General features: G+C 65.5%; 21 protein-coding genes and 1 pseudogene. 13 read left to right on the forward strand and 9 right to left on the reverse strand.

Translation table 11 applies throughout. The features are described from left to right. The 3 genes and pseudogenes from P1X14_RS01025 to P1X14_RS01035 form a co-directional block, all read right to left on the reverse strand. Window positions 1–269: pseudogene (locus P1X14_RS01025) on the reverse strand (calcium-binding protein); the annotation flags it as partial. A gap of 277 nt (window positions 270–546) precedes the next feature. Next, window positions 547–1320: a thioesterase family protein gene (locus P1X14_RS01030; protein ID WP_277313444.1), complete on the reverse strand. Its 774-nt coding sequence runs from the start codon at window positions 1318–1320 to the stop codon at window positions 547–549. Next, a complete protein-coding gene (locus P1X14_RS01035; protein WP_277313445.1) occupies window positions 1317–2807 on the reverse strand; it encodes a class I adenylate-forming enzyme family protein in 1491 nt (496 codons plus the stop codon). The genes P1X14_RS01030 and P1X14_RS01035 overlap by 4 nt, the downstream gene beginning before the upstream one ends. 83 nt (window positions 2808–2890) lie before the next feature. On the opposite strand from P1X14_RS01035, the gene P1X14_RS01040 reads away from it, so the two are divergent. Continuing rightward, a complete protein-coding gene (locus tag P1X14_RS01040) occupies window positions 2891–3682 on the forward strand; it encodes an SDR family oxidoreductase (RefSeq protein WP_277313446.1) in 792 nt (263 codons plus the stop codon). On the opposite strand, the gene P1X14_RS01045 is transcribed toward P1X14_RS01040, so the two are convergent. Next, entirely contained in the window at window positions 3679–4386 is a 708-nt protein-coding gene (locus P1X14_RS01045) for a glutathione binding-like protein (RefSeq protein WP_277313447.1), read from the reverse strand. The genes P1X14_RS01040 and P1X14_RS01045 overlap by 4 nt on opposite strands. A 95-nt stretch (window positions 4387–4481) precedes the next feature. After that, complete coding sequence (locus P1X14_RS01050) at window positions 4482–5693, reverse strand: MFS transporter (protein WP_277313448.1); 1212 nt, start codon at window positions 5691–5693, stop codon at window positions 4482–4484. 382 nt (window positions 5694–6075) lie between these two features. Here P1X14_RS01050 and P1X14_RS01055 point away from each other — a divergent pair, with 382 nt between their 5' ends. The 6 genes from P1X14_RS01055 to P1X14_RS01080 all read left to right on the forward strand — a co-directional run bounded on the left by P1X14_RS01055 (window position 6076) and on the right by P1X14_RS01080 (window position 14278). Then, window positions 6076–7299 carry an acyl-CoA dehydrogenase family protein gene (locus tag P1X14_RS01055; RefSeq protein WP_277313449.1) on the forward strand — a complete coding sequence of 408 codons (1224 nt, stop codon included), beginning with the start codon at window positions 6076–6078 and terminating at the stop codon, window positions 7297–7299. Between the two features lie 95 nt (window positions 7300–7394). After that, window positions 7395–8471, forward strand: coding sequence for an acyl-CoA dehydrogenase family protein (locus P1X14_RS01060; protein ID WP_277313450.1), 1077 nt, complete (start codon window positions 7395–7397; stop codon window positions 8469–8471). Window positions 8472–8783: 312 nt separating this feature from the next. Next, window positions 8784–11582 carry a TonB-dependent receptor gene (locus P1X14_RS01065; protein ID WP_346770436.1) on the forward strand — a complete coding sequence of 933 codons (2799 nt, stop codon included), beginning with the start codon at window positions 8784–8786 and terminating at the stop codon, window positions 11580–11582. 208 nt (window positions 11583–11790) lie between these two features. Further along, window positions 11791–13080 carry an MFS transporter gene (locus P1X14_RS01070; protein WP_277313451.1) on the forward strand — a complete coding sequence of 430 codons (1290 nt, stop codon included), beginning with the start codon at window positions 11791–11793 and terminating at the stop codon, window positions 13078–13080. Between the two features lie 24 nt (window positions 13081–13104). Then, on the forward strand, window positions 13105–13461 hold the full coding sequence (locus P1X14_RS01075; RefSeq protein ID WP_277313452.1) for a hypothetical protein: 357 nt from the start codon (window positions 13105–13107) through the stop codon (window positions 13459–13461). Window positions 13462–13501: 40 nt separating this feature from the next. Beyond that, entirely contained in the window at window positions 13502–14278 is a 777-nt protein-coding gene (locus P1X14_RS01080) for an SH3 domain-containing protein (protein ID WP_277313453.1), read from the forward strand. On the opposite strand, the gene P1X14_RS01085 is transcribed toward P1X14_RS01080, so the two are convergent. After that, window positions 14279–15529 carry a TetR/AcrR family transcriptional regulator gene (locus tag P1X14_RS01085; RefSeq protein WP_277313454.1) on the reverse strand — a complete coding sequence of 417 codons (1251 nt, stop codon included), beginning with the start codon at window positions 15527–15529 and terminating at the stop codon, window positions 14279–14281. It abuts the gene before it with no gap. A 151-nt stretch (window positions 15530–15680) separates the two neighbouring features. Here P1X14_RS01085 and P1X14_RS01090 point away from each other — a divergent pair, with 151 nt between their 5' ends. The 6 genes from P1X14_RS01090 to P1X14_RS01115 all read left to right on the forward strand — a co-directional run bounded on the left by P1X14_RS01090 (window position 15681) and on the right by P1X14_RS01115 (window position 21525). After that, entirely contained in the window at window positions 15681–16964 is a 1284-nt protein-coding gene (locus tag P1X14_RS01090) for an acyl-CoA dehydrogenase family protein (RefSeq protein WP_277313455.1), read from the forward strand. A 97-nt stretch (window positions 16965–17061) separates the two neighbouring features. Next, the gene (locus P1X14_RS01095; protein ID WP_277313456.1) at window positions 17062–18147 is read left to right on the forward strand and encodes a Zn-dependent alcohol dehydrogenase; all 1086 of its coding nucleotides are present in this window, start codon (window positions 17062–17064) and stop codon (window positions 18145–18147) included. Beyond that, a complete protein-coding gene (locus P1X14_RS01100; protein WP_277313457.1) occupies window positions 18144–19163 on the forward strand; it encodes a phosphotransferase family protein in 1020 nt (339 codons plus the stop codon). The genes P1X14_RS01095 and P1X14_RS01100 overlap by 4 nt, the downstream gene beginning before the upstream one ends. After that, on the forward strand, window positions 19160–19924 hold the full coding sequence (locus P1X14_RS01105) for an SDR family oxidoreductase (protein ID WP_277313458.1): 765 nt from the start codon (window positions 19160–19162) through the stop codon (window positions 19922–19924). The genes P1X14_RS01100 and P1X14_RS01105 overlap by 4 nt, the downstream gene beginning before the upstream one ends. Then, entirely contained in the window at window positions 19921–20721 is an 801-nt protein-coding gene (locus P1X14_RS01110; RefSeq protein ID WP_277313459.1) for an SDR family oxidoreductase, read from the forward strand. Before P1X14_RS01105 ends, P1X14_RS01110 begins: the two co-directional genes overlap by 4 nt. Before the next feature lie 87 nt (window positions 20722–20808). Then, window positions 20809–21525: a TonB-dependent receptor gene (locus P1X14_RS01115; RefSeq protein ID WP_277313460.1), complete on the forward strand. Its 717-nt coding sequence runs from the start codon at window positions 20809–20811 to the stop codon at window positions 21523–21525. 11 nt (window positions 21526–21536) lie between these two features. On the opposite strand, the gene tesB is transcribed toward P1X14_RS01115, so the two are convergent. From tesB to P1X14_RS01130, 3 genes are all read right to left on the reverse strand, one after another. Beyond that, window positions 21537–22430 carry an acyl-CoA thioesterase II gene (gene tesB / locus P1X14_RS01120; RefSeq protein WP_277313461.1) on the reverse strand — a complete coding sequence of 298 codons (894 nt, stop codon included), beginning with the start codon at window positions 22428–22430 and terminating at the stop codon, window positions 21537–21539. Beyond that, on the reverse strand, window positions 22430–23554 hold the full coding sequence (locus P1X14_RS01125; protein ID WP_277313462.1) for an acyl-CoA dehydrogenase family protein: 1125 nt from the start codon (window positions 23552–23554) through the stop codon (window positions 22430–22432). The genes tesB and P1X14_RS01125 overlap by 1 nt, the downstream gene beginning before the upstream one ends. Window positions 23555–23642: 88 nt before the next feature. Continuing rightward, window positions 23643–24800: an acyl-CoA dehydrogenase family protein gene (locus P1X14_RS01130; protein ID WP_277313463.1), complete on the reverse strand. Its 1158-nt coding sequence runs from the start codon at window positions 24798–24800 to the stop codon at window positions 23643–23645. Window positions 24801–24834 lie beyond the last annotated feature (34 nt).

Raw genomic sequence — 24834 nt, forward strand, 5'->3', positions numbered from 1 at the left:
CGGCGGCCGCGCGTGCCGGCCTGCGGGCGCTCGTCGGCACCGATCTTGCCGTCCTTGTTCGTGTCGCGCTTGGCGAAGCGGGCTTCGGCGTCGGCGATCATCTCGGCGCGGGTGACGATGCCATCCTTGTTGGTATCGGCACGCAGCAGGATGCCGCCGCCGCGCGGGGCCGGGGCGTCCTGTGCGGACTGGGCGGGGGACAGTGCATAGGCGCTGCCGCCGATGGTGAGCGACGCGGCGAGTGCCGCTGCGAACAATCGGGTCTTCAACGGGCGGGTATTCATTGGGGCTGAACTCCTGGCTTTTCTACGGCCGGGTTCTGCCCCGCCGTTGTTGCCTTTCTGTCGGATGCCTGTCGCAACCGTTTGTCAGCCGTTCAGGAAAGTGTCGCGAATTGTCGCAGGGAGAATGATCCTCCCCCGCAAGGGGGAGGTATCAGCCAAAGGCTGACGGAGGGGGAGGAGTCCCAACGCTGCGCAGTGATTCCGCCCCCTCCGTCGCGCTTCGCGCGCCACCTCCCCCTGGCGGGGGAGGATTTGGAACGAATCAGGCGAAGATCGCGACGGCCTGCATCGCCTCGGCGATCTGGTCGCCGGCGGCGTTCCACATCGTCATGCGCTGGCTCGAATAGCCGTCGCTTGCCCGATCCGCGACAGCATGGAGCAGCCACCAGCCGTCATCGGTCGTCGGGTTGGCCGTAGTGAAGTTGATCTGCCAGTTGAGCGAGCTGAGCGGCGCCTGCTGGCCTTCGATCAGCTTGAACGCGGCCGGGGGCAGGGCATCGCCGATGGCCATCAGCTCGGTCATCGGATGCAGGCCGTCGCGCTCTCGCAGTCGCGCCCAGCGGAGCCATTCGGCGGGGCCTTTGGCTTCCTTGGGATCGAAGAAATTGAAGTTGCCGGTGAAGAAGTCCTCCGGGCCGGTATAGAGCTTTGCGTCAGGCGCGGGCGGGGCGAGCGGCGCGCGGGCGGCCTGGTCATGGGCGATCCGGGACTGGAGCGCCGCCATGAAGATGAAGGTCGCGCGATAGCCAAGGCCGGCTTCGGAGACGATGTCCGACTGGATGAAGGCGGCGTTGCGGCCGCGGCGCAGCTTGGTGGCGGTGACAGTTACCTCGCCCGCCAGCGGACCGATGAACGCGACCTGCGCCGAACGCAGCGGCGGCAGGTCCGGCTCGATCGCCATCGCGGCTTCGAGCGCGAGCGCGGAGGACAGGCCGCCATAGGCCGTGCGGCCCTGAAGCCATCCGGCGGGAATCGCGGCGCGCATGCCCGTATCGGTGCGTTCGGCGGCGGCGAGGATCTGGGTGATGGAAGTCATGCGAGATACCGGTCACGAAGTTCGCGCTTCAGCACCTTGCCGATCGCGCTGCGGGGAAGCTCGTCGACCTTTTCCAGCGCGGTGAGGCGCTGGGTCTTGCCGACCTGGGCATTGAACCACTCGAGGATGGCGGGGGCGTCGCCATCGCCGGCATAGAAGCCGACCGGCGTCTCGCCCCATTGTTCGGACGGCACGCCGACCACGGCGCAGTCCTTTACCTGCGGGTGCCCGATCAGGATCGCCTCGAGGTCCGAGGGATAGATGTTGAACCCGCCTGAGATGATCATGTCCTTCTTGCGGTCCATGAGGATCAGGAACCCGTCCGGATCGAAGCGGCCGACATCGCCGTGGCGGATGAAGGCGTTGCCCTCCGCATCGTGCCATGTCGCGGAGCTCGTGGCGTCGCTGCGACCATGATAGCCGGACATCATCGCCGGGCTGCGGCCGACGACTTCGCCCGCCCCGCCGAGGCCGACTTCACAGCCATCCTCGTCTATCAGGCGGATGTCGTGACCCTCGACCGGGCGGCCGACCGTATGGAGCTTGTCCGGGAACATGTTGCACACCAGCACACAGGTGCCGCCGCCTTCGGTGAGGCCGTAATACTCGATCAGCGCGCCGGGCCAGCGGGCGATGATGTCGGCCTTCAGCGCTGGCGAGAAGGGCGCGCTGGTGCAGGATTTGAACTGGAAGCTCGACAGGTCGAAACTGTCGAAATCGGGCAGGGCCATGATCCGCTGATACTGGACCGGCACCAGCATCGCATGGGTGGCGCGATGCTTCTCGGCCATGATGACATAGGCGCGCGCATCGAATTTTGGCAGCAGCACCGCGGTGCCGCCCCAGGCGAGCGTGGGCAGGAAACTGACCAGGGTCGTGTTCGAATAGAGCGGGGTGGCGATCATCGTCACCGCTTCGGCAAAGCTCGGCGGGGCGCGGACGATATGCTGCCAGCGCATCGCGTGCGACTGGACGATGCCCTTGGGCGTGCCGGTGGTGCCCGAGGAATAGATGATGTTGAACGGATCACCGGGGGCAAGGATCACCGGGGCAGGGGTGGCGTCGCTCAGCCAGGCGGCGAAGGCTGGGCCGTCCAGAGCGATCTTGCGCGCGCCGGTCTCGATCCCGGCCGAGGCTGCGTCGTGGAACAGGATCGGGGCGGCGCAATCGGCGACCATCGCGGCGAGCTGTTCGGGGGTGGCGGAGGGCTGGAGCGGTGCTGCGACGCAGCCGGCCCGGATCGCGCCGAGGAACACCTGCGCATATTCGATCGAGCTGGCCGAGGCGATGGCGATGGCGCTGCCGCGGGGAATGCCGTCGCGCTGGAGGGCGGCTGCGACCCGATCCATGCCGCGATCCAGCTCGGCATAGGTCAGCCATTGATCGCCGCAGACGACGGCGGCCTTCTGCCCGCGCCCGGCGGCATGGGCACGGATCAGTTCCGGCAATGTCGCAAAGCTGTCCGTCAGGATCGTCTCGGCACTCATGATTTACATACCCTCACGAACCAACCGCTAGGCGAGCGCCATGCGGAATGCCATAACCAATGTTCGAAAAATATGGAGTGGGCATGACGGATCGGATGGATGGCTCGGTTGCGATCGTGACCGGCGGCGGAACCGGGATCGGCGCGGCGACGGTTCGGATGCTGGCGGCGCGGGGCGTGCGCTGCGTGATCAACTATGCGAGCAGCCGTGAGGATGCCGAGGCACTGGCGGGCGAGACCGGCGGGATCGCGGTTCAGGCCGATGTGGGCGACGATGCGGCGTGCCGGGAGCTTGCGGCGAAAGCGGTCGCGGCGTTCGGGCGGATCGACTTCCTGGTCAACAATGCGGGCAAGACCAAGTTCGCCAATCATGAGGATCTGGAGGCGCTGTCGGCCGACGACTTTCTCGACATATACCGGCTGAACACGGTGGGCGCGTTCCAGATGATCCGGGCCTGTGCCCCGGCGATGCGGGAGGGGCCGCACAGCGCGGTGGTCAACATCGCTTCGGTCGCGGGGATTTCCGGACATGGCTCGTCGGTGGCCTATGCGGCGTCGAAGGGCGCGCTGGTGACCATGACGCAGAGCCTGGCCCGGGTGCTGGCGCCGGCGATCCGGATCAACGCGGTGGCGCCGGCCTATGTCGGGACCGGGTGGTTCGAGAAACGGCTGGGTGCGGCGGGCTTTGCGGCGCTGAACGAGCGGATCGCGGCGGGTGTGCCGATGGCGCTGGCGACCATGGCCGACGACATCGCCGTCCATATCGTCCACCTGCTCGACCCCGCCAGCCGGTCACTGGTCGGCGAGGTCGTGCGGGTGGATGCCGGGGCGCATCTCGACATCGGTCAGTCGAGAAGGCCCGGGCGGGAGATCTAGGCCTTCGCGGTGCTCGCGGCGGTCTGGCCGAACAGGACGGCCTTCTGCTCGTCGGTGAGCGGCTTCTGATAGGCCTGGACTTCCTTGCCCTTCTCGTACGCGCGGATCGTGGCGGGGCGGGCGGCCACGGCTTCGAACCAGCGCTTCACATTGGGGAAGTCGTTCAGGTCCTGCTTGTGCGCCTCGTGCGGGACGATCCAGGGGTAGATCGCCATGTCGGCGACCGAATAATCGCTGCCCGCGACGAACTCGCGGCCTTCCAGACGGCGGTCGAGCACGCCGTAGAGGCGGTTGGTCTCGTTGGTGTAGCGGTTGATAGCGTACTCGACCTTTTCGGGCGCGTAGATGTTGAAATGGCCGTTCTGCCCGGCCATCGGGCCGAGGCCGCCCATCTGCCACATCAGCCATTGCAGGATATCGGTGCGCTCGCGCGGGGTCTCGCCGTAGAATTTGTTCGCCTTGAGCGCGAGATAGATCAGGATCGCGCCGCTTTCGAACACCGTCACCGGCTCGCCGCCATCGGCAGGCGCGCGGTCGATGATCGCGGGCATGCGGTTGTTCGGGCTGAACTTCAGGAAGTCGGGATCGAACTGCTCGCCCTTGCCGATATTGACGGGCTTGATCTCGTAATCGAGGCCGGCTTCCTCGAGGAACAGGGTGATCTTGTGGCCGTTCGGGGTGGGCCAATAGTAAAGCTCGATCATGGGGAACTCCTCCGTGGTGGCGCAGAAGTGGGTGGCTCCGTTTCGTTACGCAACCGGGCGCTTCGCTCTTTTTGTTGGCACTTCGGGCAACAGCCCTACGTGCGGGGCAGTAGTTTCCCTCTCACCCGGAAAAGAACGATCAGCAGCGCGGTAAAGGCGATGGTTGCTGCCACCACGAAATTGCCGCCCGAGAAGCCGTTGCGGGTGCCGATGGCCAGCGAATAGCCGAGCAACAGGGGCGCCATGATCGCGGCGACCGCGGCGAGACTCTGCATGCCCCCCTGAACCGCGCCCTGATGCGATGCGTCGACCGAGCGCGAAACCAGCGCGTTGATCGAAGGCTGGACGAAGCCCTGAAAGGCGCTGGGGATGATCAGCAGGAATACGATCCAGCCCTGGCTGGTGAAGGCGAAAGCGGTGAACACCAGTCCCGCGGCGATCATGCCGATCACCACCGTATTCTCCTCACCCCAGCGGGTGATCGCGCGGCCGGTGATCAGCGCCTGGACCAGCACCATCGCCACGCCCGAGGCGGTGAGCGAATAGCCGATCATCTTCGGGTTCCAGTCGAGCGCGATCTCGGCCCAGAAGGCCCAAGTGGCGGGATAGACCATGTGCGCGAACTGCCAGCAAAAGGCGGCAAGGATCAGCCAGCGCGCCGCGCCGGATTCGCTCACCAGCGGTCGGAACGCGCCGACGATATGCGCCTGCTTCCATTTGAACGGGCGGCGCTTCTCCGGCGTCATGGTCTCGGGCAAGGCGAAGATGATCCAGATCGCGTTGAGCCCGGCCAGCACCGCCGCGGCGATGAACGGTGCGCGCGGACCGAAATCGGCGAGCATGCCGCCGATGCCGGGACCGAGGATGAAGCCGCCGCCGAACGCCGCGCCCATCAGGCTGTAGACCTGTCCGCGCTTTTCGGACGGGGTCACGTCGGCAAGGACGGCGTTGGCCGGGCCATAGACCGCGCCGGCGAGGCCCGCGACGACACGGCCGAGGAACAGCCAGCCGACCGTGGGCGCGACCGCGAGCAGCGCATAATCGATCGAGAAGGCGATCATCGAAAAGAGGATCACCGGCCGCCGTCCGATGCTATCGCCAAGGCTGCCGACGATGGGCCCGGCGAAGAATTGCGCGGCGGCATAGGCGGCCAGCATCCAAACCCCGATCTCGGTCGCGGTGGCGAGCGTCACGCCGCTCAGCTCGACGATGAGGTTCGGGAGCACCGGCATGACGATGCCGAACCCGATCGAATCGATGAGGATCGCGGTCAGCACGATCGGCACGGCACGGTGGTGGAAAGTCATTCGGCCCCCTGTTCGGTGACGGTTCTAGCGGCGGTTTTGGCGGGCGAAAGTCACAAGAGTCACACTGGCTATGCGTGCGCGCACGAGGTGGGATCCTCATCGTCGCAGGAATGGGGTGTGGTCCTACCGGTCGGCTTGGAAGCAAGAGCGCCGTGCTCCGGCGAAGGCCGGAGCTTTGGCCGCGCGGTCCGCTGACTGCCAACGCTCCGGCCTTCGCCGGAGTACAGGGATTCTGGGAATTTGGAAACATATAGAGAACATCGCAGACTTCTCACCGGTAGGACAGCGGATTCTGCAGCAGGACGCGACGCACCCGCTTGACGTCCGCGCGAGCATACCGCATTTTCGAAACAACGAATTCAGGCCTATCGGGAGAGAGACATTGGCCACCGCACCCGAAATCGACGCACCGGCGAATCCGCTGGAGGCGTTCCGCACCGAAGCTCGCGACTGGCTGGCGGCGAATTTCTCGCCCGATCTGCGCGGCAAGGACAATTCCATGTCCGCGGTGGAAGGCCCCAATGACGACACGCCTGAACAGGCGGCGTGGAAGAAGGCGATGGGCGACAAGGGCTGGTCGGTGCCGACCTGGCCGAAGGAATATGGCGGTGGCGGGCTGAGCCGTGCCGAGGCGCGCGTGCTGCAGGAGGAAATGGCCAAGGTCGGGGCGTGGAACCCGATGGGCGGATCGATGGGCGTGATGATGTTCGGCCCGACCCTGCTGGAATATGGCAGCGAGGAGCAGAAGCAGGAACATATCCCGCCGATCGTCCGCGGCGAGCTGCGCTGGTGCCAGGGCTATTCCGAGCCGGGCGCGGGATCGGATCTCGCGTCCTTGCAGATGTTCGCCGAAGATGCCGGCGATCATTACATCGTCAACGGCCAGAAGACCTGGACCAGCGGCGGGCAATGGGCCGACAAATGCTTCGCGCTGGTTCGCACCGACAAGACCAAGAAGCATGAAGGTATCACCTTCCTGCTGATCGACATGACCTCGCCCGGCGTCGAGGTGAAGCCGATCCAGATGATCTCGGGCAGTTCGCCCTTCTGCGAGACCTTCTTCACCGATGTGAAAGTGCCCAAGGCCAATCGCGTCGGCCCGGAAGGGCAGGGTTGGACCATCGGCAAGCGCCTGCTTCAGCATGAGCGCAACAGCCTGGGCGGGGGCGGATCGAGCGCATCGCGACTGTTCGCGGGCACGCCGCTGTCGGCGCTGGCCAAGAAATATATCGGCGTCGATGCCGAGGGGCGGATCGCCGATGGCGAACTGCGCACCAAGATCATCCGGCACGAGATGGATATCCGCGCCTTCGCGCTGACGCTGCGGCGGGTTCAGCAGGATGCCAAGTCGAATTCGGGGCCGAGTGCGGCGACCTCGATCATGAAGAATGTCGGCGCGCGGATCATGCAGGAGCGATCCGAGCTGCTGATCGAGATCCGCGGCATGGCGGGACTCGGCTGGGAAGGCGAGGGCTTCGACGAGGACGCGTTGAAGGACACCCGCCACTGGCTCTTCGGCAAGGCGGTGTCGATCTATGGCGGATCGAGCGAGATCCAGAACAATGTGATCGCGAAGCGCATCCTGGGGATGCTGGATCATCAATAGGAACGTCACCCCAGCGCGGGCTGGGGTCTTTCGACACTAAGCGTGCGCTTGCCGCATGAGATCCCAGCTTTCGCTGGGATGACGGGGACAGAGAAATGGCCGTACTGACCGAAGAACAGACGATGCTCCGCGACATGGCGCGGGAGTGGGCGGACAATGAATCGCCTGTCACTGCATTCCGGGCGATGCGCGATGGCGCGCCGGCGGAAATGTTCGCCAGCGATGCGTGGCAGGCGCAGGCCGAGATGGGCTGGGCGGGCATATTGGTGCCCGAGGCGCATGGCGGCGTGGAAATGGGCTTCGTGTCGCTCGGCGCGGTGCTGGAGCAACTTGGGCGGACGCTGACCGCGACGCCGCTCGCCGCCACCTCAGCGGCGACTGCCGCCATCGTGCTGGGCGGGTCCGAGGCACAGAAGGCTGCATGGCTGCCGCGTATCGCATCGGGCGAAGTGATCGCCACGCTGGTGATCGACGAAGGCCCGCGCTTTGCGCCGGACAAGATCGCGGCCAGCGTTTCCGGCGGCAAGCTTAGCGGGACCAAGGAATTCGTGGCCGAAGGCGACAGCGCCGGGCTGTTCGTGGTGGCTGCTGCGGACGGCCTGTATCTGGTGGCGGGCGACGATGCGGGCGTATCGCGCGCGACGCGGCATCTGGCGGACTCGCGCAGCCATGCGCAGGTGACGTTCGATGGCGCTGCGGCCGAGAAGCTGGCCGAGGGCGGCGCGGACCTGCTGACGCAGGTGACCGATCGTGCCGCGGCCGCAACCTGTGCCGAAATGCTCGGCATGGCCGAGGCGGCGTTCGCGCAGACCAACGACTATCTCAAGACCCGCGTCCAGTTCGGACAGCTGCTGTCGAGCTTCCAGGCGCTGCAGCATCGCATGGCGAAGATGTTCACCGAGCTGGAGCTGATGCGTTCGGCGGTGGAAGGCGCGTTCGAGGCGATTGACGCTGGCCGGCCCGACGTGCCGCAGGCGGTGAGCCTGGCCAAGGCGATTGCGGGCGATACGCTGCATCTGGTGAGCCGCGAGATGATCCAGCTTCATGGCGGCATCGGGATGACCGACGAGCATGATGCGGGCTTCTATATCAAGCGTTCGCGGGTGCTCGAGACGATGTGGGGCAATGCCAGCTGGCACCGCGAGCGCTTTGCCCGGCTGGGCGGCTACTGAGCGTCTGATCCTTTCCCGATAGACTGATCCCCGGCGAAGGTCGGGGTCCAGATTGGCCAACGTTCGGCCACTGGACCCCGGCCTTCGCCGGGGAACGGCATTTTGCGGCCAAGGTTCCACCCAAAATGGTTGGATTCGAAAAACGGTTCGGGGCCGGTCCGGCCGTACCGATATATATGACATTCCTGCAACAGTTGAGAAACGTCCTGCTTTGCAACGGTTGTTATGCTTGACGGGCGCTGGGGAACCGGGCTTATTCGAGGATAGGGTATGGAGCCGCAAAGTGCTCCGGCCATGGTGGGAGAGAAGATGATGATGCGGTTTCGCCTTTTGACGGCCTGTGCTGTTCCGGCGTTCGTGATGGCGCTGGCTGCGCCTGCCTATGCGCAGGACGCGGCTCAGGATGATAGCAGCACCAACGAAGAGATCGTGGTGACGGCTCAGGGCCGTTCCGAAGTGCTTTCCGACGTTCCGATCGCCGTTTCGGCAGTGACCGCAGAGTCGCTGGAGCGGACCGGCGCGACCGATATTCGCCAGCTGAACCAGGTGGCACCGTCGCTGCTGGTCTCGTCGACCGGTTCGGAAGCGAACGGTTCGGCCCGTATCCGCGGCATCGGCACGGTGGGCGACAATCCGGGCCTCGAAAGCTCGGTCGCGACCTTCATCGACGGCGTGTACCGCTCGCGTTCGGGCATCGGCCTGAACGAACTGGGCGAGATCGAACGGATCGAAGTGCTGCGCGGCCCGCAGGGCACGCTGTTCGGCCGCAACGCTTCGGCGGGTCTGATCAACATCGTCAGCAAGTCGCCGTCCTTCACCTTCGGCGGCAAGGCCGAGGCGAGCTATGGCAACTATAATGCATGGCGCGGCCAGCTGGGCATCACCGGCCCGCTGAGCGAGACCGTCGCGGCGCGCCTCGACGCCGTCTATGTGAAGCGCGACGGCTTCTATGAGAATGTCGACGCTGCCGGCAATGTGATCGATCGCGTCAACGATCGCGATCGCTACTTCCTCCGCGGCCAGTTGCTGTTCCAGCCGAGCTCGGCACTCAGCGTCCGCCTGATCGGCGACTATACCAGCCGCAAGGAATCGTGCTGTGCCGCGGTCTATACCGGTCTGGCCGAGACCACCGATCCGACCCCGGGCGTTCCGGGCGACTATTCGACCGCCGCATCGAACCGCATCGTCGACGTGATGACCAGCCTGGGCTGGCGCAATCCGAGCGCGGGCAATCCGTACAGCCGCCGTATCGCGACCAACGCCAACCGTCCCTATGACGGCAAGACCACCGACTGGGGCATTTCGGGCCAGATCGATTATGATCTGGGCGATGTCACGATCACCTCGGTCACCGCCTATCGCGACTATAAGTCGGCAGCAGGCGGCGACGTGGACTATGGCAATGTCGACATCCTGTATCGCGCCGCGGACGGGCACAGCTATCGCCAGTTCCGCACCTTCACCCAGGAATTCCGCATCCAGGGCACGGCGTTCGAGGATCGCCTGAACTGGCTGATCGGCGGCTATTATGCCAACGAGAAGCTGCACGTTCAGGACAATCTGAAGTTCGGTGCGCAGTACGGTGCGTTCGCTTCGTGCCGTCTGGTCGCGACCGTCAGCCCGAATTCGCTGCTGCGTGATCCGACCCAGCCGGGCTGCCTTGGCACGACCCCGCAGGTCGCGCTGGGCGGTGCCACCGGCCGTCAGGCCTTCGGTGCGGCGCTGGGTGCTGCTGCTCCGATCTTCCTTGCCGGTCTCGACCGGTTGAGCACGGTCAACAATGTCGGCGACAATGACGCCAACTATTACCAGAAGAGCTCGAACTTCGCGATCTTCACCCACAACATCATCAAGTTCACCGATCGCGTGAGCCTGACGCTGGGTGGCCGCTACACCAGTGAGAGCAAGGACTTCAGCGCCACCTTCAACAACACCAACACCGCCTGCCCGACGCAGCGCGCGTTCTTCTCGCCCTATCTGACCGGTGGTGCGACCCCGCTTCCCGCGACGCTTCAGGGCCTTGCGGCGGGCGTGGTCAACCTGACCTGCCAGGGCAATACGTCGAGCAGCCTGAACGGCCTGAACCTCACCGACACGCGCGATGAGGATCAGTTCACCGGAACCGCGGTGCTGGCATGGAAGCCGACCGATCAGCTGCTGGTCTATGCCAGCTTCTCGAAGGGCTATAAGTCGGGCGGCTTCAACCTCGACCGTTCGGCGCTGGGCCTGCCGCAGTACGCCGAGAACGACGCTCGCAACATTGGCGGCCGTGGCGCCACCTTCGGCACCGCGAACCTCCAGTTCGACGCCGAGAAGGTCAACGCCTACGAAATCGGCTTCAAGTATAACGGCCGCAAGTTCAACCTGAACGTCGCCGCTTTCCGTCAGGATTTCAGCGACTTCCAGCTGAACACCTTCAACGGTTCGGTCTTCCTCGTCCAGAACGTCGCCGGTTGTAAAACGGCGCTGGGCCTGGCCGATCAGGATCCGTCGGCGACCACCGGCTCTTGCGCTCCGGGCGATATCAAGGCGGGCGTGATCTCGCAGGGTGTCGAACTCGAAGCGACCTTCTACCCCTCGAGCAACATCGCGATCTCGGCGGGCTATACCTACGCGCAGACCAAGTTCGCCGAGGATCTGGTGGGCCGCAACACCGGCTCGCCGCTCGATCCCGCGCTGTTCCTCCTGCCGGGCGACAATCTGTCGAACGCGCCGGAGCATGTCGTGACGACCTCGTTCGCCTGGACCCCGCGTCTTGGCAACAGCGGGTTCAGCGCCCTGTTCTACATCGATCAGCGCACCACGTCGGACTATAACACCGGCTCCGATCTGTTCCCCGAGAAGGAGCAGGACGGCTACACGGTGGTGAACGGACGCCTCGGCATCCGCGGTCCGGAAGAGAAGTGGGCCATCGAGATCTGGGGCCAGAACCTGTTCAACGAGAACTACCAGCAGGTGGCGTTCAACTCGCCGTTCCAGGGCGCGAACAGCCGGGCGCATATCACGTCGCCGGGCTTCGGATCGCCCAGCTTCGCGACGGCGAACCAGACCTTCTCGAGCTACCTGGCCGAGCCGCGGACCTACGGCATCACCGGCCGGTTCAAGTTCTGATCCGGTTGGCATGAAGAGGGCGCGGACCACGAGGTTCGCGCCCTTCTTCTTTTGGGCGTGACCATCCTTCCCCGCCAGGGGGAGGTGGCGCCGAAGGCGACGGAGGGGGAGGCACACGCCGGCCCGTTCGTCGCTTACCGCCCCCTCCGTCAGCTACGCTGACACCTCCCCCTGGCGGGGTAGGATCAAGGTATCGGGTTGGAGTAAGATGACCGAGCTTTCGCCAGACCAGCGCGACGCGGATGCGCGCGCCATTCGCCGCCGCGGGCTGACGCTGGCGCTGCTCACTTTGACCTATTTCTTCAGCTATATGGACCGGCAGATCCTCGCGATCCTGCAGGAGGACATCAAGCGCGACCTGATGCTGGTCGACTGGCAGCTCGGGCTGCTGGCGGGGCTGGCCTTTGCGATCTTCTATGCGACGCTCGGCATCCCGGTGGCCTGGCTGGCGGACCGGGCAAACCGCAAGGGGATCATCGCGATCAGCCTGGCGATCTGGAGCGCGATGACCGCGCTAGGCGGCTTGGCGCAGAGTTTCACCCATATGCTGCTGGCGCGGATCGGCGTGGGGATCGGTGAGGCGGGATCATCGCCGCCGAGCCATTCGATGATCGCCGATCTCTATCCGCCGGAGAAACGCGCCGGGGCGATGGGCATCTATTCGCTGGGCGTGGTGCTGGGCGCGGCGCTGGGGACGACCATCGGCGGGCTGGTGGCGCATCATTATGGCTGGCGGACGGCGATGTTCATCATCGGCCTGCCAGGCGTGGCGCTGGCGGTGATCGTCTGGCTGTTCATCGTCGAGCCGCGCCGGGGCCTGTCCGATCCGCAGCATGCCGCCGCCAGCGCGGCGCCGATGCCCCCGCTGCGCGACGGCTTCATCGCGATCCTGCGTACGCCCGCGGCACTCCATCTGGTGATGGCGGTCACCGTGACGTCGATGATCGGCTATGGCCTGACCGCGTTCGGGCCGAGCTACATGCAGCGCTCGCTGGGCTTCGACAAGGAACAGATCGCGCTCTACGTCGCGCTGCCCGCGGGCGTTTGCGGCGTGCTGTCGGCAGTGTTCGGGGGCAGGCTGGCGGACCGGTTCGCGCGGACGCGGGGGCTGTACATGCAGAGCATGATGGTGGCGGCGCTCAAGACGCTGGCGCTGCCCTTCACCTTTGCCTTCCTGATCTTCGACGAACCGGTGGCGGCGATCGGCAGCTATTTCCTCTATGTGCTGCTGGCCAACTCCTATCTCGGCCCGACCTTCGCGCTGATCCAGGGGCTGGCGCCGGTTCGGCAGCGGGCCTTGTGGGCGGCGATCACATTGCTGGTGATCAACCTGATCGGGCTGGGGCTGGGGCCGACTTTGGTCGGTACGATCAGCCATATGCTGAGGCCGTCGCTGGGTGCGGACTCGCTGCGCTGGGCGATGGTGATCTTTGCGGCGGCGACGCCCTGGGCGATCTTCCATTACTGGCGGGCGGGCGTGCTGCTCAGGCAGGGTTAAGGCGCGCGGGCGCTTTCTGCCTGCATGACAATGACTTCGATCCTGCTCGCCGCGCTTGCCGCAACCACGCCCATCCAGTCGGGCGTTCCCGACAATTGCTCGCTGACCGTCGCGTTCGGCAGCTATGCCATGGGCATCGACCAGCCGACGCTGGCACGTACCGAGCGGCTGCTTCGCCGCGATGCGGGCGTGCGGCGTACCACCAGCCATCGCTGGGGCCGCGAAGGCGAAGTGACCCTGTGCGTGATCACCAAACGCGCGAGCGATGCGCGCCGCCTGTTCCAGCGGATCAAGACGACCCTGCCGCGCAATCCGCGCGGTCCGGTGACGCTGGAGACGAAGAGCGGGCTTAAGTTCACGATGTCCAACCCGCCACGTTGAAGCGATGGCGTGCGGGATGGGCGCGATATAGGTTGCGCATATGGGACTCGGGGGTGGACGCTTCTGGATCGTAACGGCGCTGAGCCTGTCGGCATGCGGAACCGCACAGCCGCAGGGCAATGAGGCCGTAGTTCAGAACGCGACCGCCGCCGTGCAGCCGCCGGCCGAGCATTTCACCACCCGATGCTGGGCGGCAGGCAAGTCGCTGGAGCAGGACGCGAAGGGGCTGAACGTGCGCGCGGAGCCCGATGCAGCGTCGGCGATCCTCGGGGTGCTTCAGTCGGTCGTGGACCCGGAAAGCCATCGCTGGCCCGGGCCGCCTGAATATTACGGGCCGGGCTTTCGGATCGTCGATGTGCGCGGCGACTGGGTGAAGATCGACGGCACCGATCCGCTATCCGACGGCTTGGGCGACGATATTCCCAATTATACCGGCCCCGGCTGGGTGCATTCGCGCGGCGTGGTTGCCGATCTGCAGCGGCCGGGCGAGGCGATCGACGGGCCGGCGCGGGCCGGACCCGAGGAGAGCGCAGCGGTGATCGATGCCGATGGCGCGCTGAATGCCTATGGAGATCACGACGCAAAGCTGATCGATTGCCGCGGCGAATGGGTCCAGATCGATTATCGCGTGACGTCGCGGCGCGATGCAGCGGGCAAATGGATCGACCTGACACCCGCCGAGCTGGCCAAGGTTGCGCCGACGCGAGGCTGGCTGCGCAGCTATCCCTTCCGCACCAATATTACCTGCGAGAGCGGTGCGCTCAAATGCTTGCCCGACGGCAGCGTGAACTGGAACGCGACCTTCGGCTACGAGTGATCAGAGCGTGAGCACGCGATCGTCGAACAGGCCGTACGCCAGCGTCGAGGCATAGAAGGCCACCGCCTTTTCGCGCGGCATAGTGCTGGCCCATTTGCGCATGTCGAACGCGGCGTTCTGCATCGCCATCATCGCCTGTGACGCGACCAGCGGATCGATCGCGCGGATCGATCCTTCGGCGATCCCGTCCGACAGCATGCCGGCATAGCGGCGGGCGATGCGGTTCGACCGGTCGATCATCGTCGAGCGCTCGCGCGGGGGCAGGCCGGACAGCGCGGTGGTGCGCAACAGCGGGCCGCGTTCGGAGAACTGCACGTCGAGCAGGGTGGCGATGGTGTTTTCCAGCCGCTGCCAGTGTGATCCGCCGCGTTCCTCGGCCAGCTTCTGAGCATCGGCGATAATATCGAAGCTGCGCTTGTAGCAGGCGATGACCAGCTCGTCCTTGGCATCGAGATGGTGGTAGAAGCTGCCCTTGGTGACGTTCAACTCGCTGGCGATCTTCTGGACCGATGCGCCGCGATAGCCGAGTTCGTTGATCAGGCGCGTGGCGGCCAGCAGGAAGGCTTCGCGGCCCGGCTCCGGCTCGTCATGCTCGAGGTCGAGCAGATGCGGTTCCCACTGCGCGCCGGGGGCGGCGATGCCATGGGTGAAGACCTGGATCAGCCGGGCGAGGACGCGCGGATATTCGTCGATCTCGTACCGCGGCATCCAGGCGGTGAGCCAGAAGGTGTTTTCGAGCAGCACATGCGCGCGGGCGCCGCGCAGATCGGTTTCGGCGCGCGAACCGTCGCTGCCCCACAGATTGCGGGTCATGCGGAAGACGTCACGCCAGCCGGCCAGCAATTCGCGCTTCAGATCGCCGTCCATCGCGCGAAGATCGGAGAGGATGGCGAGCGCCTTTTCCTCGCCGCGCTGAATCGCCGCGAGCCGTTCGAAGTTGATCGTCAGATAGCGGGCGACGCGGGCTTCCGGCGTCGGTTCTCGCATCGCGTCGGTCAGCATCTCGCGCAACTTGTCGAGCGTCTGTTCGAACGCAGCGGCGGCAAGGTCTTCCTTGCGCTTGAAATAATAAGTGACCGAAGTCGTGTTCAGTCCGACGCGGCGCGCGACATCGGCGAAGGTCATGCCTTTTGCGCTCTGCTCGTTGATCGCATCGGCGGCGGCGGCGAGGATCGCGTCGCGCTTCGCCTGGAAGCGCTTGGTTCCCCCTTCCTGACCCTTTTCCTCTGCAATCTTGTCTGGCGCGTTCATCCGGCCAGTTTAGCCAATTCGGTGCGATCCAAAAGTGTTTTTTGGAATTTTGCGGGACACGATAAACCACGCATTTTCGTGGCCTGATGCCCTTTACCGAAAAACCGGTACGCTCTAAGCCCGATTCGAAACAGGATCAGGAGACGATGCCATGGACTTCACGCTGAACGAGCGCGAGACCTATTTCCGCGACCGCGTGAAAGCCTTCATCGACGCCAATATCCGTCCGCGCCAGCATGACTATCACGCCGAGGCCGAAAGCGGTGAGCGGTGGAAGGTCAACCGCGTCCTCGAAGAAGTGAAGGCCAAGGCCAAGGCGGAAGGGCTGTGGAATTTCTTTATGCCGCCGCATTCGGGCCAGACCCATGTCGACGACAGTTTCGAATTTCGCGGCGAGCAGCTGACCAACCTCGAATATGCGCTGTGCGCCGAGGAGATGGGCCGGATCGGCTGGGCGCCGGAGGTGTTCAACTGCTCTGCGCCGGACACCGGCAACATGGAGGTGTTCCACCGCTATGGCACCCGCGCGCAGAAGGGCCGTTGGCTGAAGCCGCTGATGGAAGGCGAGATCCGCTCGGCATTCCTGATGACCGAGCCGGCGGTGGCATCGTCGGACGCGACCAACATCCAGACCGCAATGGTTCGCGATGGCGATCATTATGTGATCAACGGCCGCAAATGGTGGTCCTCTGGCGTGGGCGATCCACGCTGCGCCGTCGCCATCGTGATGGGCAAGACCAACACCGAGGCCGCCAAACATGCCCAGCAGAGCATGATCCTGGTGCCGCTCGACACGCCGGGCGTGAAGATCGAGCGGATGCTTTCGGTCTATGGGTATGATCACGCGCCGCACGGCCATGGCGAGGTGGTGCTGGAGAATGTGCGCGTGCCGGCGGAGAATCTGCTGCTGGGCGAAGGCCGCGGTTTCGAGATCGCGCAGGGCCGTCTGGGGCCCGGCCGTATCCATCACTGCATGCGCACCATTGGCGTCGCCGAGGAAGCGATCGAGGCAATGGCCAAGCGGCTGCTGAGCCGCGTGGCGTTCGGCAAGCCGATCGCGTCGCATTCGGTGTGGGAACAGCGCATCGCCCGCGCACGCATCGATATCGAGATGACCCGCCTGCTGTGCCTGAAGGCCGCGGACATGATGGACAAGGCCGGCAACAAGGCGGCGCAGCTCGAGATCGCGATGATCAAGGTGCAGGCACCGCTGATGGCGCTGCAGATCCTGGACGATGCGATCCAGGCGCATGGCGGCGGCGGCGTTTCGGGCGATTTCGAGCTGGCGCACAATTGGGCGAGCGTGCGTACGCTGCGCTTCGCCGATGGTCCGGACGAGGTCCACAACCGCGCGATCGCCCGCAACGAGTTCGGCAAATATCACGACTTCAAGGCGGACCGGGTGTCGTCGGGGGATGTCGGGGTTTCGCGCTGAACCACCACGTCACCCCGGCGAAAGCCGGGGTCTCGAGCCACGAGCGCCGCGCTTGCGGCACTAGATCCCGGCTTTCGCCGGGATGACGGAGTAAGGAATGAAAGCCGCAGTCCTTCGAGAAGCGAAGCAGCCGCTGGAAATCACCGAGGTCGTGCTCGGCGAGCCCGGCCCGCGCGAGGTGGTGATCCGTACCGCGGCGGCGGGTGTGTGCCGGTCCGACCTGCACTTCGCCGACGGGGCATGGCCGCATCCCGTTCCGACCGTGCTGGGGCACGAGGCCTCGGGCATTGTCGAGCGGGTGGGGAGCGATGTGACGCGGCTGAAGCCGGGCGATCATGTCATCACCTTCTTCACCGTGTTCTGCGGCAGCTGCGAGTTCTGTGTTAGCGGGCGACCGTCTTTGTGCGTCGATCCCTCGACCCGGCGCCCGGCCGACGCCGATCCGCGGCTGAGCCTGCCCGACGGCACGGCGGTGGCGCAGTTCATCAACCTGTCGTCCTTCGCCGAGCAGATGCTGGTGCACGAGAATGCGTGTGTCGCGATCGATAAGGCGATGCCGCTGGATCGCGCTGCGCTGCTGGGCTGTGCGGTCATTACCGGGGCGGGTGCGATCTTCCACGACAGCAAGGTCCAGCCGGGCGAGAGCGTGGCGGTGATCGGTGCGGGCGGCATTGGCCTAAGCGCGATCAACGCGGCGAAGATCGCTGGCGCGGGCATGATCATTGCCATCGATCCGGTGCCGGAGAAGCGCGAACTGGCGACGAAGATGGGCGCGACCCATGTCATCGATGCGGGCGCGGACGATGTCGCCAAGCAGGTGATGAAGCTGACCGGCGGCGGCGCACATTATGCCATCGAGGCGGTGGGCCGTTCGAACACCGCGGAGCTCGCATGGAACATCCTGCGCCGGGGCGGTACCGCGACCATTCTGGGCATGATCGCGCCGGGCAACACGGTGAACCTGCCCGGGCCGACCTTCCTGAGCGGCAAGAAGATCCAGGGCTCGTCGCTGGGATCCACACGCTTTCCGATCGACATGCCGCGGCTGGTGAAGATGTATCTCGACGGGCTGCTCGATCTCGACACGATGGTGGCCGAGCGGATCGCGCTGGAGGACGTCAACGACGCGCTGGAAAAGCTGCGCAAGGGAGACACCGCGCGTTCGGTGATCATCTTCCCGTGAGCGATCTGGACGAAGCGAAGCTAGGCGATTGGCTGGCGGCGAATGTCGCGGGCTTTGCCGGGCCGATCACCGTCGCGAAATTCCCCGGCGGGCAGAGCAATCCTACCTATCGCATCGACGCGGCAAGCGGATCGTACGTCCTGCGGCGCAAGCCGTTCGGGCCGATCCTGCCTTCCGCCCATGCGGTGGAGCGCGAGTACAAGCTGATCGCGGCGCTGTACCCGACCGGTTTTCCCGTCGCGAAGCCCTATGGGCTGTGCGAGGATGATGGGGTCATCGGTTCGGCCTTCTACATCATGGAGATGGTCGAGGGGCGGACGCTGTGGGACGGATCGCTGCCCGACATGGCCACGGCCGAGCGGACCGCGCATTACAATGCCATCGTCGATACGCTGGCGGCGCTGCATTCGATCGATGTCGAGGCGGTGGGGCTGGGCGATTATGGCAAGCCCGGCAATTATTTCGAGCGGCAGGTCGGCCGCTGGTCGAAGCAGTACAAGGCCAGCCAGACCGACGAGCTGCCCGAGATGGAGAAGCTGATCGAGTGGCTGCCGCGCACCGTGCCCGAGCAGACGCGGATGAGCATCGTCCATGGCGATTTCCGCATCGACAACATGATCTTCGATGCCGCCGGGCCGCGGGTGATCGCGGTGCTCGACTGGGAGCTTTCGACGCTGGGCGATCCGCTGGCGGACTTCTCCTATTTCCTGATGAGCTGGGTGACCCAGCCCGAGGGGCGCAGCGGCGTGATGGGGCTGACCGGTCCCGAGACCGGCATTCCCACCATCGAGGAGATCGTGGCGCGATATTGCGCGGCGACGGGGCGTGACGGCGTGCCCGATCTCGACTGGTATTTCTCGTACAATCTCTTCCGGCTGGCGGGGATCGTGCAGGGGATCAAGAAGCGGATGATCGACGGCAATGCGTCGAGCGATCAGGCCGCGGCGACCGTGGCGCGGATGCCGGGGCTGGTGGCGGCGGCATGGGCGTTCGCGGTGAAGGCCGGGGCGAAATGAACCTGTTCGACCTGAGCGGAAAGGTCGCGGTCATCACCGGATCGACCAAGGGCATCGGCAAGGCCGCGGCCGAGGCGCTGGCCGAACATGGCGCGAAGGTCGTGATCTCCAGCCGCAAGCAGGATGCGTGCGACGAAGTGGCCGCCGAGATAAACGCGCGGTTCGGCGATGGCACCGCCATCGCGATCGCGGCGAGCATTTCGGACAAGGATGCGCTGCAGGCATTGGTCGACGAAACGCGGGCGCTGTTCGGGCGGATCGATATCCTCGTCTGCAATGCGGCTTCCAATCCCTATTACGGGCCGCTCGCCGGGATCAGCGACGATCAGTTCCGCAAGATCCTCGACAATAATATCCTCGCCAATCACTGGCTGGTGCAGATGATCGCGCCCGAGATGCGCGAGCGGCGCGATGGTTCGATCATCATCGTCTCGTCGATCGGCGGGCTGCGCGGATCGCCGATGATCGGGGCGTACAACGTCTCCAAGGCAGCCGACATGCAGCTTGCGCGCAACCTCGCGGTCGAGCTGGGGCCGGACAATGTGCGGGTGAATTGCATCGCGCCGGGAGTGATCAAGACCGATTTCGCCCGCGCGCTGTGGGAAGATCCGGACCGGGTGAAGGCGATGCATTCGGTGCTGCCGCTGCGCCGCTTTGGCGAGGTCGAGGACGTGGCCGGCGCGGTGGTGTTCCTCGCCAGCCGCGCTGGCGCCTATATCACGGGGCAGTCGATCGTGATCGACGGAGGGACGACGATATGACGCGGTTCACGGGAAAATCGATCATCGTCACCGGCGCGGGATCGGGCATCGGGCGCGCCACCGCGACGCTGTTCGCGGCGGAAGGCGGGCAGGTGATTGCCGCGGACCAGAGCGACGGCGTGCATGCGACGGTGGAGGCGATCAAAAGGGCGGGGGGCACCGCCATCGCCGTGCAGATGGACGCCGGTGCCGAGCGCGATGTCGAGGATGTGGTGGCGCTGGCGGTAGCCGAATTCGGCGGGCTGAACGTGTTCTACGCCAATGCCGGGATTTCGGGCGGGATCGAGGGGCTGTTCGACAGTTCGGTCGAGCTGTGGACCGAAGTGCTGCGGGTGAACCTGATCGGTCCCTTCCTGGCGATCAAGCATGCAGCACCGAAGATCGTCGAGCGCGGCAAGGGGGCGATCATCTGTACCGCGAGCGTGGCCGGGCTGCGTTCGGGCGCGGGCGGGCCGGCCTACTCCGCATCCAAGGCGGGCGTGATCAACCTGGTCCAGACCAGCGCGCAGCAGCTTGCGGGATCGAATGTTCGCGTCAACGCGATCTGCCCCGGTTTGATCGAGACCGGCATGACGCATCGCGCGTTCGACTATGCCCGCGAAAAGGGCGTCGAGGACAAGATCGGGCGGCTGAACCCGCTGCGCCGCGGTGGCGTGCCCGAGGAGATCGCCCGCGTGGCGCTGTTCCTCGCGTCCGATGAAGCCAGCTATGTCAACGGACAGGCTTGGGTGGTCGATGGCGGGCTTTCGACCAGCCATCCGGTGACGCGCCAGGAATTCGGCAAGACCGCGTTCTGATCGCAGCCCCCCTTGGATGAGGGGTTCCGGTTGACTTGGCATCGGTGCCGCTACAGCCTCTCCATATAGTCGAGAGGAGAGGGTACCATGTCGTTCCTGCTGCGATCCCTGCTTGTGGTTTTGTGCCTGCTGCCAGTTCCGGCGCTGGCGCAGGATTATGCCAATGACGAAGTCGTGGTGACCGGATCGCGGCGATCTTCAGGCTCCTTCGACGAATCCCGCCCGGTCATCGGGCTGCGCCGCCCCGCCGATTTCGCGATCCTGCAGGTGACCATCGTCGGCGATACGCGCGACCGCGAAGTGCGCCGGACCGAGATACTGGCGATGGTGCGCAGTGCGATCGATCTGGCGCCGAAGCATCAGGTGGAACTGGCGACCGGCGATGTGGTGGTCGAACCGCTGACGACGGACAATTATCGCAATCTGGGTTTCACCGGCGACGGCCGCCCGGATACCGATCGCGTGACGTTCCGGGTCAAGGTGAAGCTCGGCCCCAATGTCGATGGCGTTACGGCGCGCGAGCGGATCCGGAAGTTCCTGAAGGCCGTGCCTGCGGTCGGCCGCGCGGAGATCCGCGGCGGCGACAACGACCTGACGCTTTCGATTGTCGGGCCGGACAAGTTCCGCGGCGAGATCCTCGACATCATCGCGAAGGATTCCAAGGAAATCTCCGCCCGGTTGGGGCCGGATTACGGTGTCGAACTGCGAGGGCTGGATCGTCCAGTGGAGTGGAATCAGGTCGGGCTGACCGACGTGTTCCTGTACGTGCCGTACAATATGGTCGTTCGGCCCAAGTCGAACTGAGGGCGGCGGCGTTAGCGCCGCTGCCGCACAAGGCCTTCCTGCGCGACGCTGGCGACCAGCCGGCCGTCGCGCGTGAAGATGCGGCCGCGATTGAAGCCGCGCGAATGGCCAGACCATGGGCTGTCGGTGGTGTAGAGCAGCCATTCGTCGAACCGCATCGGCTCGTGGAACCAGATCGCATGGTCGAGGCTGGCGGTCTGGATATTGCCGGTCATCCAGCTGACGCCATGCGGCAGCATGCAGGTGCCCAGCAGCGTCATGTCGCTGGCATAGGCCAGCATGGCGCGGTGGATCGCCGGATCGTCGGGCAGCGGCGCGACGGCGCGGAACCAGCTATGCTGGACCGGCTCGGTCGGCGCGGGGCGGAACCAGTTGCGCGGCGAAACCGGCCGGATCTCGACCGGGCGGGCGCGCAGGAAGAAGCGGCGGAACTTCTCCGGCACCTGATCGCGCATTTCCTCGCGCAGCTCGCTTTCGGGGCGCAGCGTGTCGGGATCGGGAACGTCGGGCATCGCGTCCTGATGATGCAGCCCTTCCTCCGGCGCCTGGAAGCTGGCGGCCATGTTGAGGATCGGCTGGCCCTTTTGCATCGCGATCACCCGGCGGGTGGCGAAGCTGCGCCCCTCGAAATCGCGGACCACGCGGTAGATGATCGGATGATCCTCATCGCCCGGCCGCATGAAATAGGCGTGGAGCGAATGCGCCGCCTTGCCATCCTCGACCGAACGCTGCGCTGCCTGCAGCGCCTGGCCGATCACCTGACCGCCAAAGACGCGGCCGACCCCGCCGGGCTGGCGCGCACCGCGATAGAGATCGGTGTCGATCCGCTCGACATCGAGCAGTTCGCCGAGCTGACGGACCAGCCCTGCGGGATCGAGTGCGCGTTCGGGTGGGGTTGCGTCCATCAGTATCCTGCGGCCAGCGCCAGTTGGTTGGCGTGGAAATTGGTGTCGCCGAACATTTCGGCAAGGACGCGGGCGCGCTTCATGTAGAAACCGATGTCGAATTCGTCGGTCATGCCGATGCCGCCATGCATCTGCACGCCTTCCTGCACCGCGAGCGTGGTGGCAAGGCCGGTCATCGCCTTCGCGACCGAAACCGCCTCGCTCGCGTCCGCACCTGCATCGAGCAATTGCTGGGCCTTGAGCACGGCGGCGCGGGCGACTTCCATCTCGCTGTAGAGATGCGCGGCGCGGTGCTGCAGCGCCTGGAAGCTGCCGATCGGCACGCCGAACTGCTTGCGGTCCTTCAGATAGGCATAGGTCATGTCCGCCGCGCCACCCGCGACGCCGACCAGCTCGGCCGAAGCACCGGTGCGGCCCGCGGCGAGCAGGCGGTTGAGGATCGTGCCGCCCTGATCGACATCGCCGACCACCGCATCGGCATCGACTTCGACGCCATTCAGTTCGAGGCGGGCGGCAAGGCTGGCATCGGCGAGCCGCTGCGGATCGGCAGTGAGGCTGGCCGCGTCCTTCGACAGCGCGAACAGGGTGATGCCTTCCGCATCGCCGGCCGAACCGGCAGTGCGGGCGGCGACCAGGATCAGGTCGGCGACATGGCCATGCGTCACGAACTGCTTGGCGCCGGTCAGGCGGAAGCCGTTGCCGGCACGCTCGGCCTTCATCGCGATGGCGCCGTCATGCTTGCGGCCCTCGTCGATCGCCAGCGCGGCGACGGTATCTCCGGCGATGATGCCCGGGAAATATTGCTCGCGCACCGCGCTGCCCTTGAGGGCCTCTACCGCCGCCACCGCGGTGGTGAGGAAGGGGGAGGGGGAGAGGTTGCGTCCAATCTCCTCCAGCACGAGGCCGGCCTCGACATGGCCGAGGCCAAGGCCGCCATCGCCCTCGGGCACCAGCATGCCGGTGAAACCCAGTTCGGCGAACTGCTTCCACAGATCGCGGCTGAAGCCGGTGGCGTCGTCCGCATCGCGCAGCGCGCGCATATGGCTGACGGGCGCGTGTTCGGCGACGAAGTCCTTCGCGGTGTCGCGGAGCAGAGTCTGGTCGTCGGTGAGGTAGAGGGGCATTTCAGGTCTCCGTGTTCCGGCGAAGGCCGGAACGCTGGCTGTCGTGAGGCCGCGCTGGCCAACGCTCCGGCCTTCGCCGGAGCACGGGTCATGACGGGAGGTCGAGGATACGCTTGGCGATGATGTTCAGCTGGATCTCGCTCGTTCCGCCTTCGATCGAATTGGCTTTGGTGCGCAGCCAGGCGCGCGGCGCGGAGCCGTGGTTCGAGGCGTCGCTTTCCCATTCCAGCTTGTCGCTGCCGCCCGCGGCCATCAGCAGCTCGTGGCGCGACTTGTTCAGCTCGGTGCCGTAATATTTCATCATCGAGGGCTGGGCAGGATGCGCCTTCCCGGCCTTCAGCTCGTCGATGAACTTTTCGGAGCATGCGCCGAACGCCTTCGAACGCACGTCGAACAGCGCGATCTGTCCGCGCAGGATCGGGTCGACGCCCTTGCGCGCGGCTTCGATCAGCGGGTCGCCGCCCGAGCCGCCCAGACCGAAGCCCGAGATCATCTCGCGCTCATGGCCGAGCAGGAACTTGGCGACGTCCCAGCCCTTGTTCAGCGTGCCGAGCAGGTTGCCTTTGGGCACCTTCACATTGTCGAAGAAGGTCTCGCAGAAGGGCGAATAGCCGCTGATCAGCAGGATCGGCTTGGTCGATACACCTTCGCTGGCCATGTCGAACAGGAGGAAGCTGATGCCGGCCTGCTTGGTCGTCTTGTCGGTGCGGACGAGGCAGAAGATCCAGTCGGCTTCGTCGGCGTAGCTGGTCCACACCTTCTGGCCATTGACGACGAAGTGGTCGCCCGCGTCGTCCGCGCTGGTCTGGAGACCGGCGAGATCGGACCCGGCGTTGGGCTCGGAATAGCCCTGACACCAGCGGATTTCGCCGCGGGCGATCTTGGGCAGGTGATCGAGCTTCTGCTCCTCGGTGCCATATTTCAGCAGCGCCGGCCCGAGCATCGAGATGCCGAACGAGTTGAGCGGATTGCGGCATTTCAGCCGGGCCATTTCCTCGCGCAGGATCTTGGTTTCGGCTGCCGAGAGACCGCCGCCGCCATAGGCTGCGGGCCAATCCGGCACCGTCCAGCCGCGCGCGCCCATCCGGTCCATCCAGAGCTTCTGGTCGGGATGCGAGAAGTTCGGGTTGCGGCCGCCCCAGTTCGCATCCTTGTCGCTGCGGACGGGCTGGCGCATCGATTCCGGGCAATTGGCTTCGAGCCAGGCGCGGGTTTCGAGGCGGAATTGGTCGAGGTCTTCAGACATTTTCCACTCCATCGTCATCCCAGCGCAGGCTGGG

The organism is Sphingomonas sp. AOB5 (genome assembly GCF_029433115.1).
Taxonomy (GTDB): Bacteria; Pseudomonadota; Alphaproteobacteria; order Sphingomonadales; family Sphingomonadaceae; genus Sphingomonas.

Coding starts and splice junctions, on each gene's coding strand:
- P1X14_RS01030 (WP_277313444.1), bottom strand. CDS start 1,320: ATGACTTCCATCACCCAGATCCTCGCCGCCGCCGAACGCACCGATACG.
- P1X14_RS01035 (WP_277313445.1), bottom strand. CDS start 2,807: ATGAGTGCCGAGACGATCCTGACGGACAGCTTTGCGACATTGCCGGAA.
- P1X14_RS01040 (WP_277313446.1), top strand. CDS start 2,891: ATGACGGATCGGATGGATGGCTCGGTTGCGATCGTGACCGGCGGCGGA.
- P1X14_RS01045 (WP_277313447.1), bottom strand. CDS start 4,386: ATGATCGAGCTTTACTATTGGCCCACCCCGAACGGCCACAAGATCACC.
- P1X14_RS01050 (WP_277313448.1), bottom strand. CDS start 5,693: ATGACTTTCCACCACCGTGCCGTGCCGATCGTGCTGACCGCGATCCTC.
- P1X14_RS01060 (WP_277313450.1), top strand. CDS start 7,395: ATGGCCGTACTGACCGAAGAACAGACGATGCTCCGCGACATGGCGCGG.
- P1X14_RS01065 (WP_346770436.1), top strand. CDS start 8,784: ATGATGCGGTTTCGCCTTTTGACGGCCTGTGCTGTTCCGGCGTTCGTG.
- P1X14_RS01070 (WP_277313451.1), top strand. CDS start 11,791: ATGACCGAGCTTTCGCCAGACCAGCGCGACGCGGATGCGCGCGCCATT.
- P1X14_RS01075 (WP_277313452.1), top strand. CDS start 13,105: ATGACAATGACTTCGATCCTGCTCGCCGCGCTTGCCGCAACCACGCCC.
- P1X14_RS01080 (WP_277313453.1), top strand. CDS start 13,502: ATGGGACTCGGGGGTGGACGCTTCTGGATCGTAACGGCGCTGAGCCTG.
- P1X14_RS01085 (WP_277313454.1), bottom strand. CDS start 15,529: ATGAACGCGCCAGACAAGATTGCAGAGGAAAAGGGTCAGGAAGGGGGA.
- P1X14_RS01090 (WP_277313455.1), top strand. CDS start 15,681: ATGGACTTCACGCTGAACGAGCGCGAGACCTATTTCCGCGACCGCGTG.
- P1X14_RS01095 (WP_277313456.1), top strand. CDS start 17,062: ATGAAAGCCGCAGTCCTTCGAGAAGCGAAGCAGCCGCTGGAAATCACC.
- P1X14_RS01105 (WP_277313458.1), top strand. CDS start 19,160: ATGAACCTGTTCGACCTGAGCGGAAAGGTCGCGGTCATCACCGGATCG.
- P1X14_RS01110 (WP_277313459.1), top strand. CDS start 19,921: ATGACGCGGTTCACGGGAAAATCGATCATCGTCACCGGCGCGGGATCG.
- P1X14_RS01115 (WP_277313460.1), top strand. CDS start 20,809: ATGTCGTTCCTGCTGCGATCCCTGCTTGTGGTTTTGTGCCTGCTGCCA.
- tesB (WP_277313461.1), bottom strand. CDS start 22,430: ATGGACGCAACCCCACCCGAACGCGCACTCGATCCCGCAGGGCTGGTC.
- P1X14_RS01125 (WP_277313462.1), bottom strand. CDS start 23,554: ATGCCCCTCTACCTCACCGACGACCAGACTCTGCTCCGCGACACCGCG.
- P1X14_RS01130 (WP_277313463.1), bottom strand. CDS start 24,800: ATGTCTGAAGACCTCGACCAATTCCGCCTCGAAACCCGCGCCTGGCTC.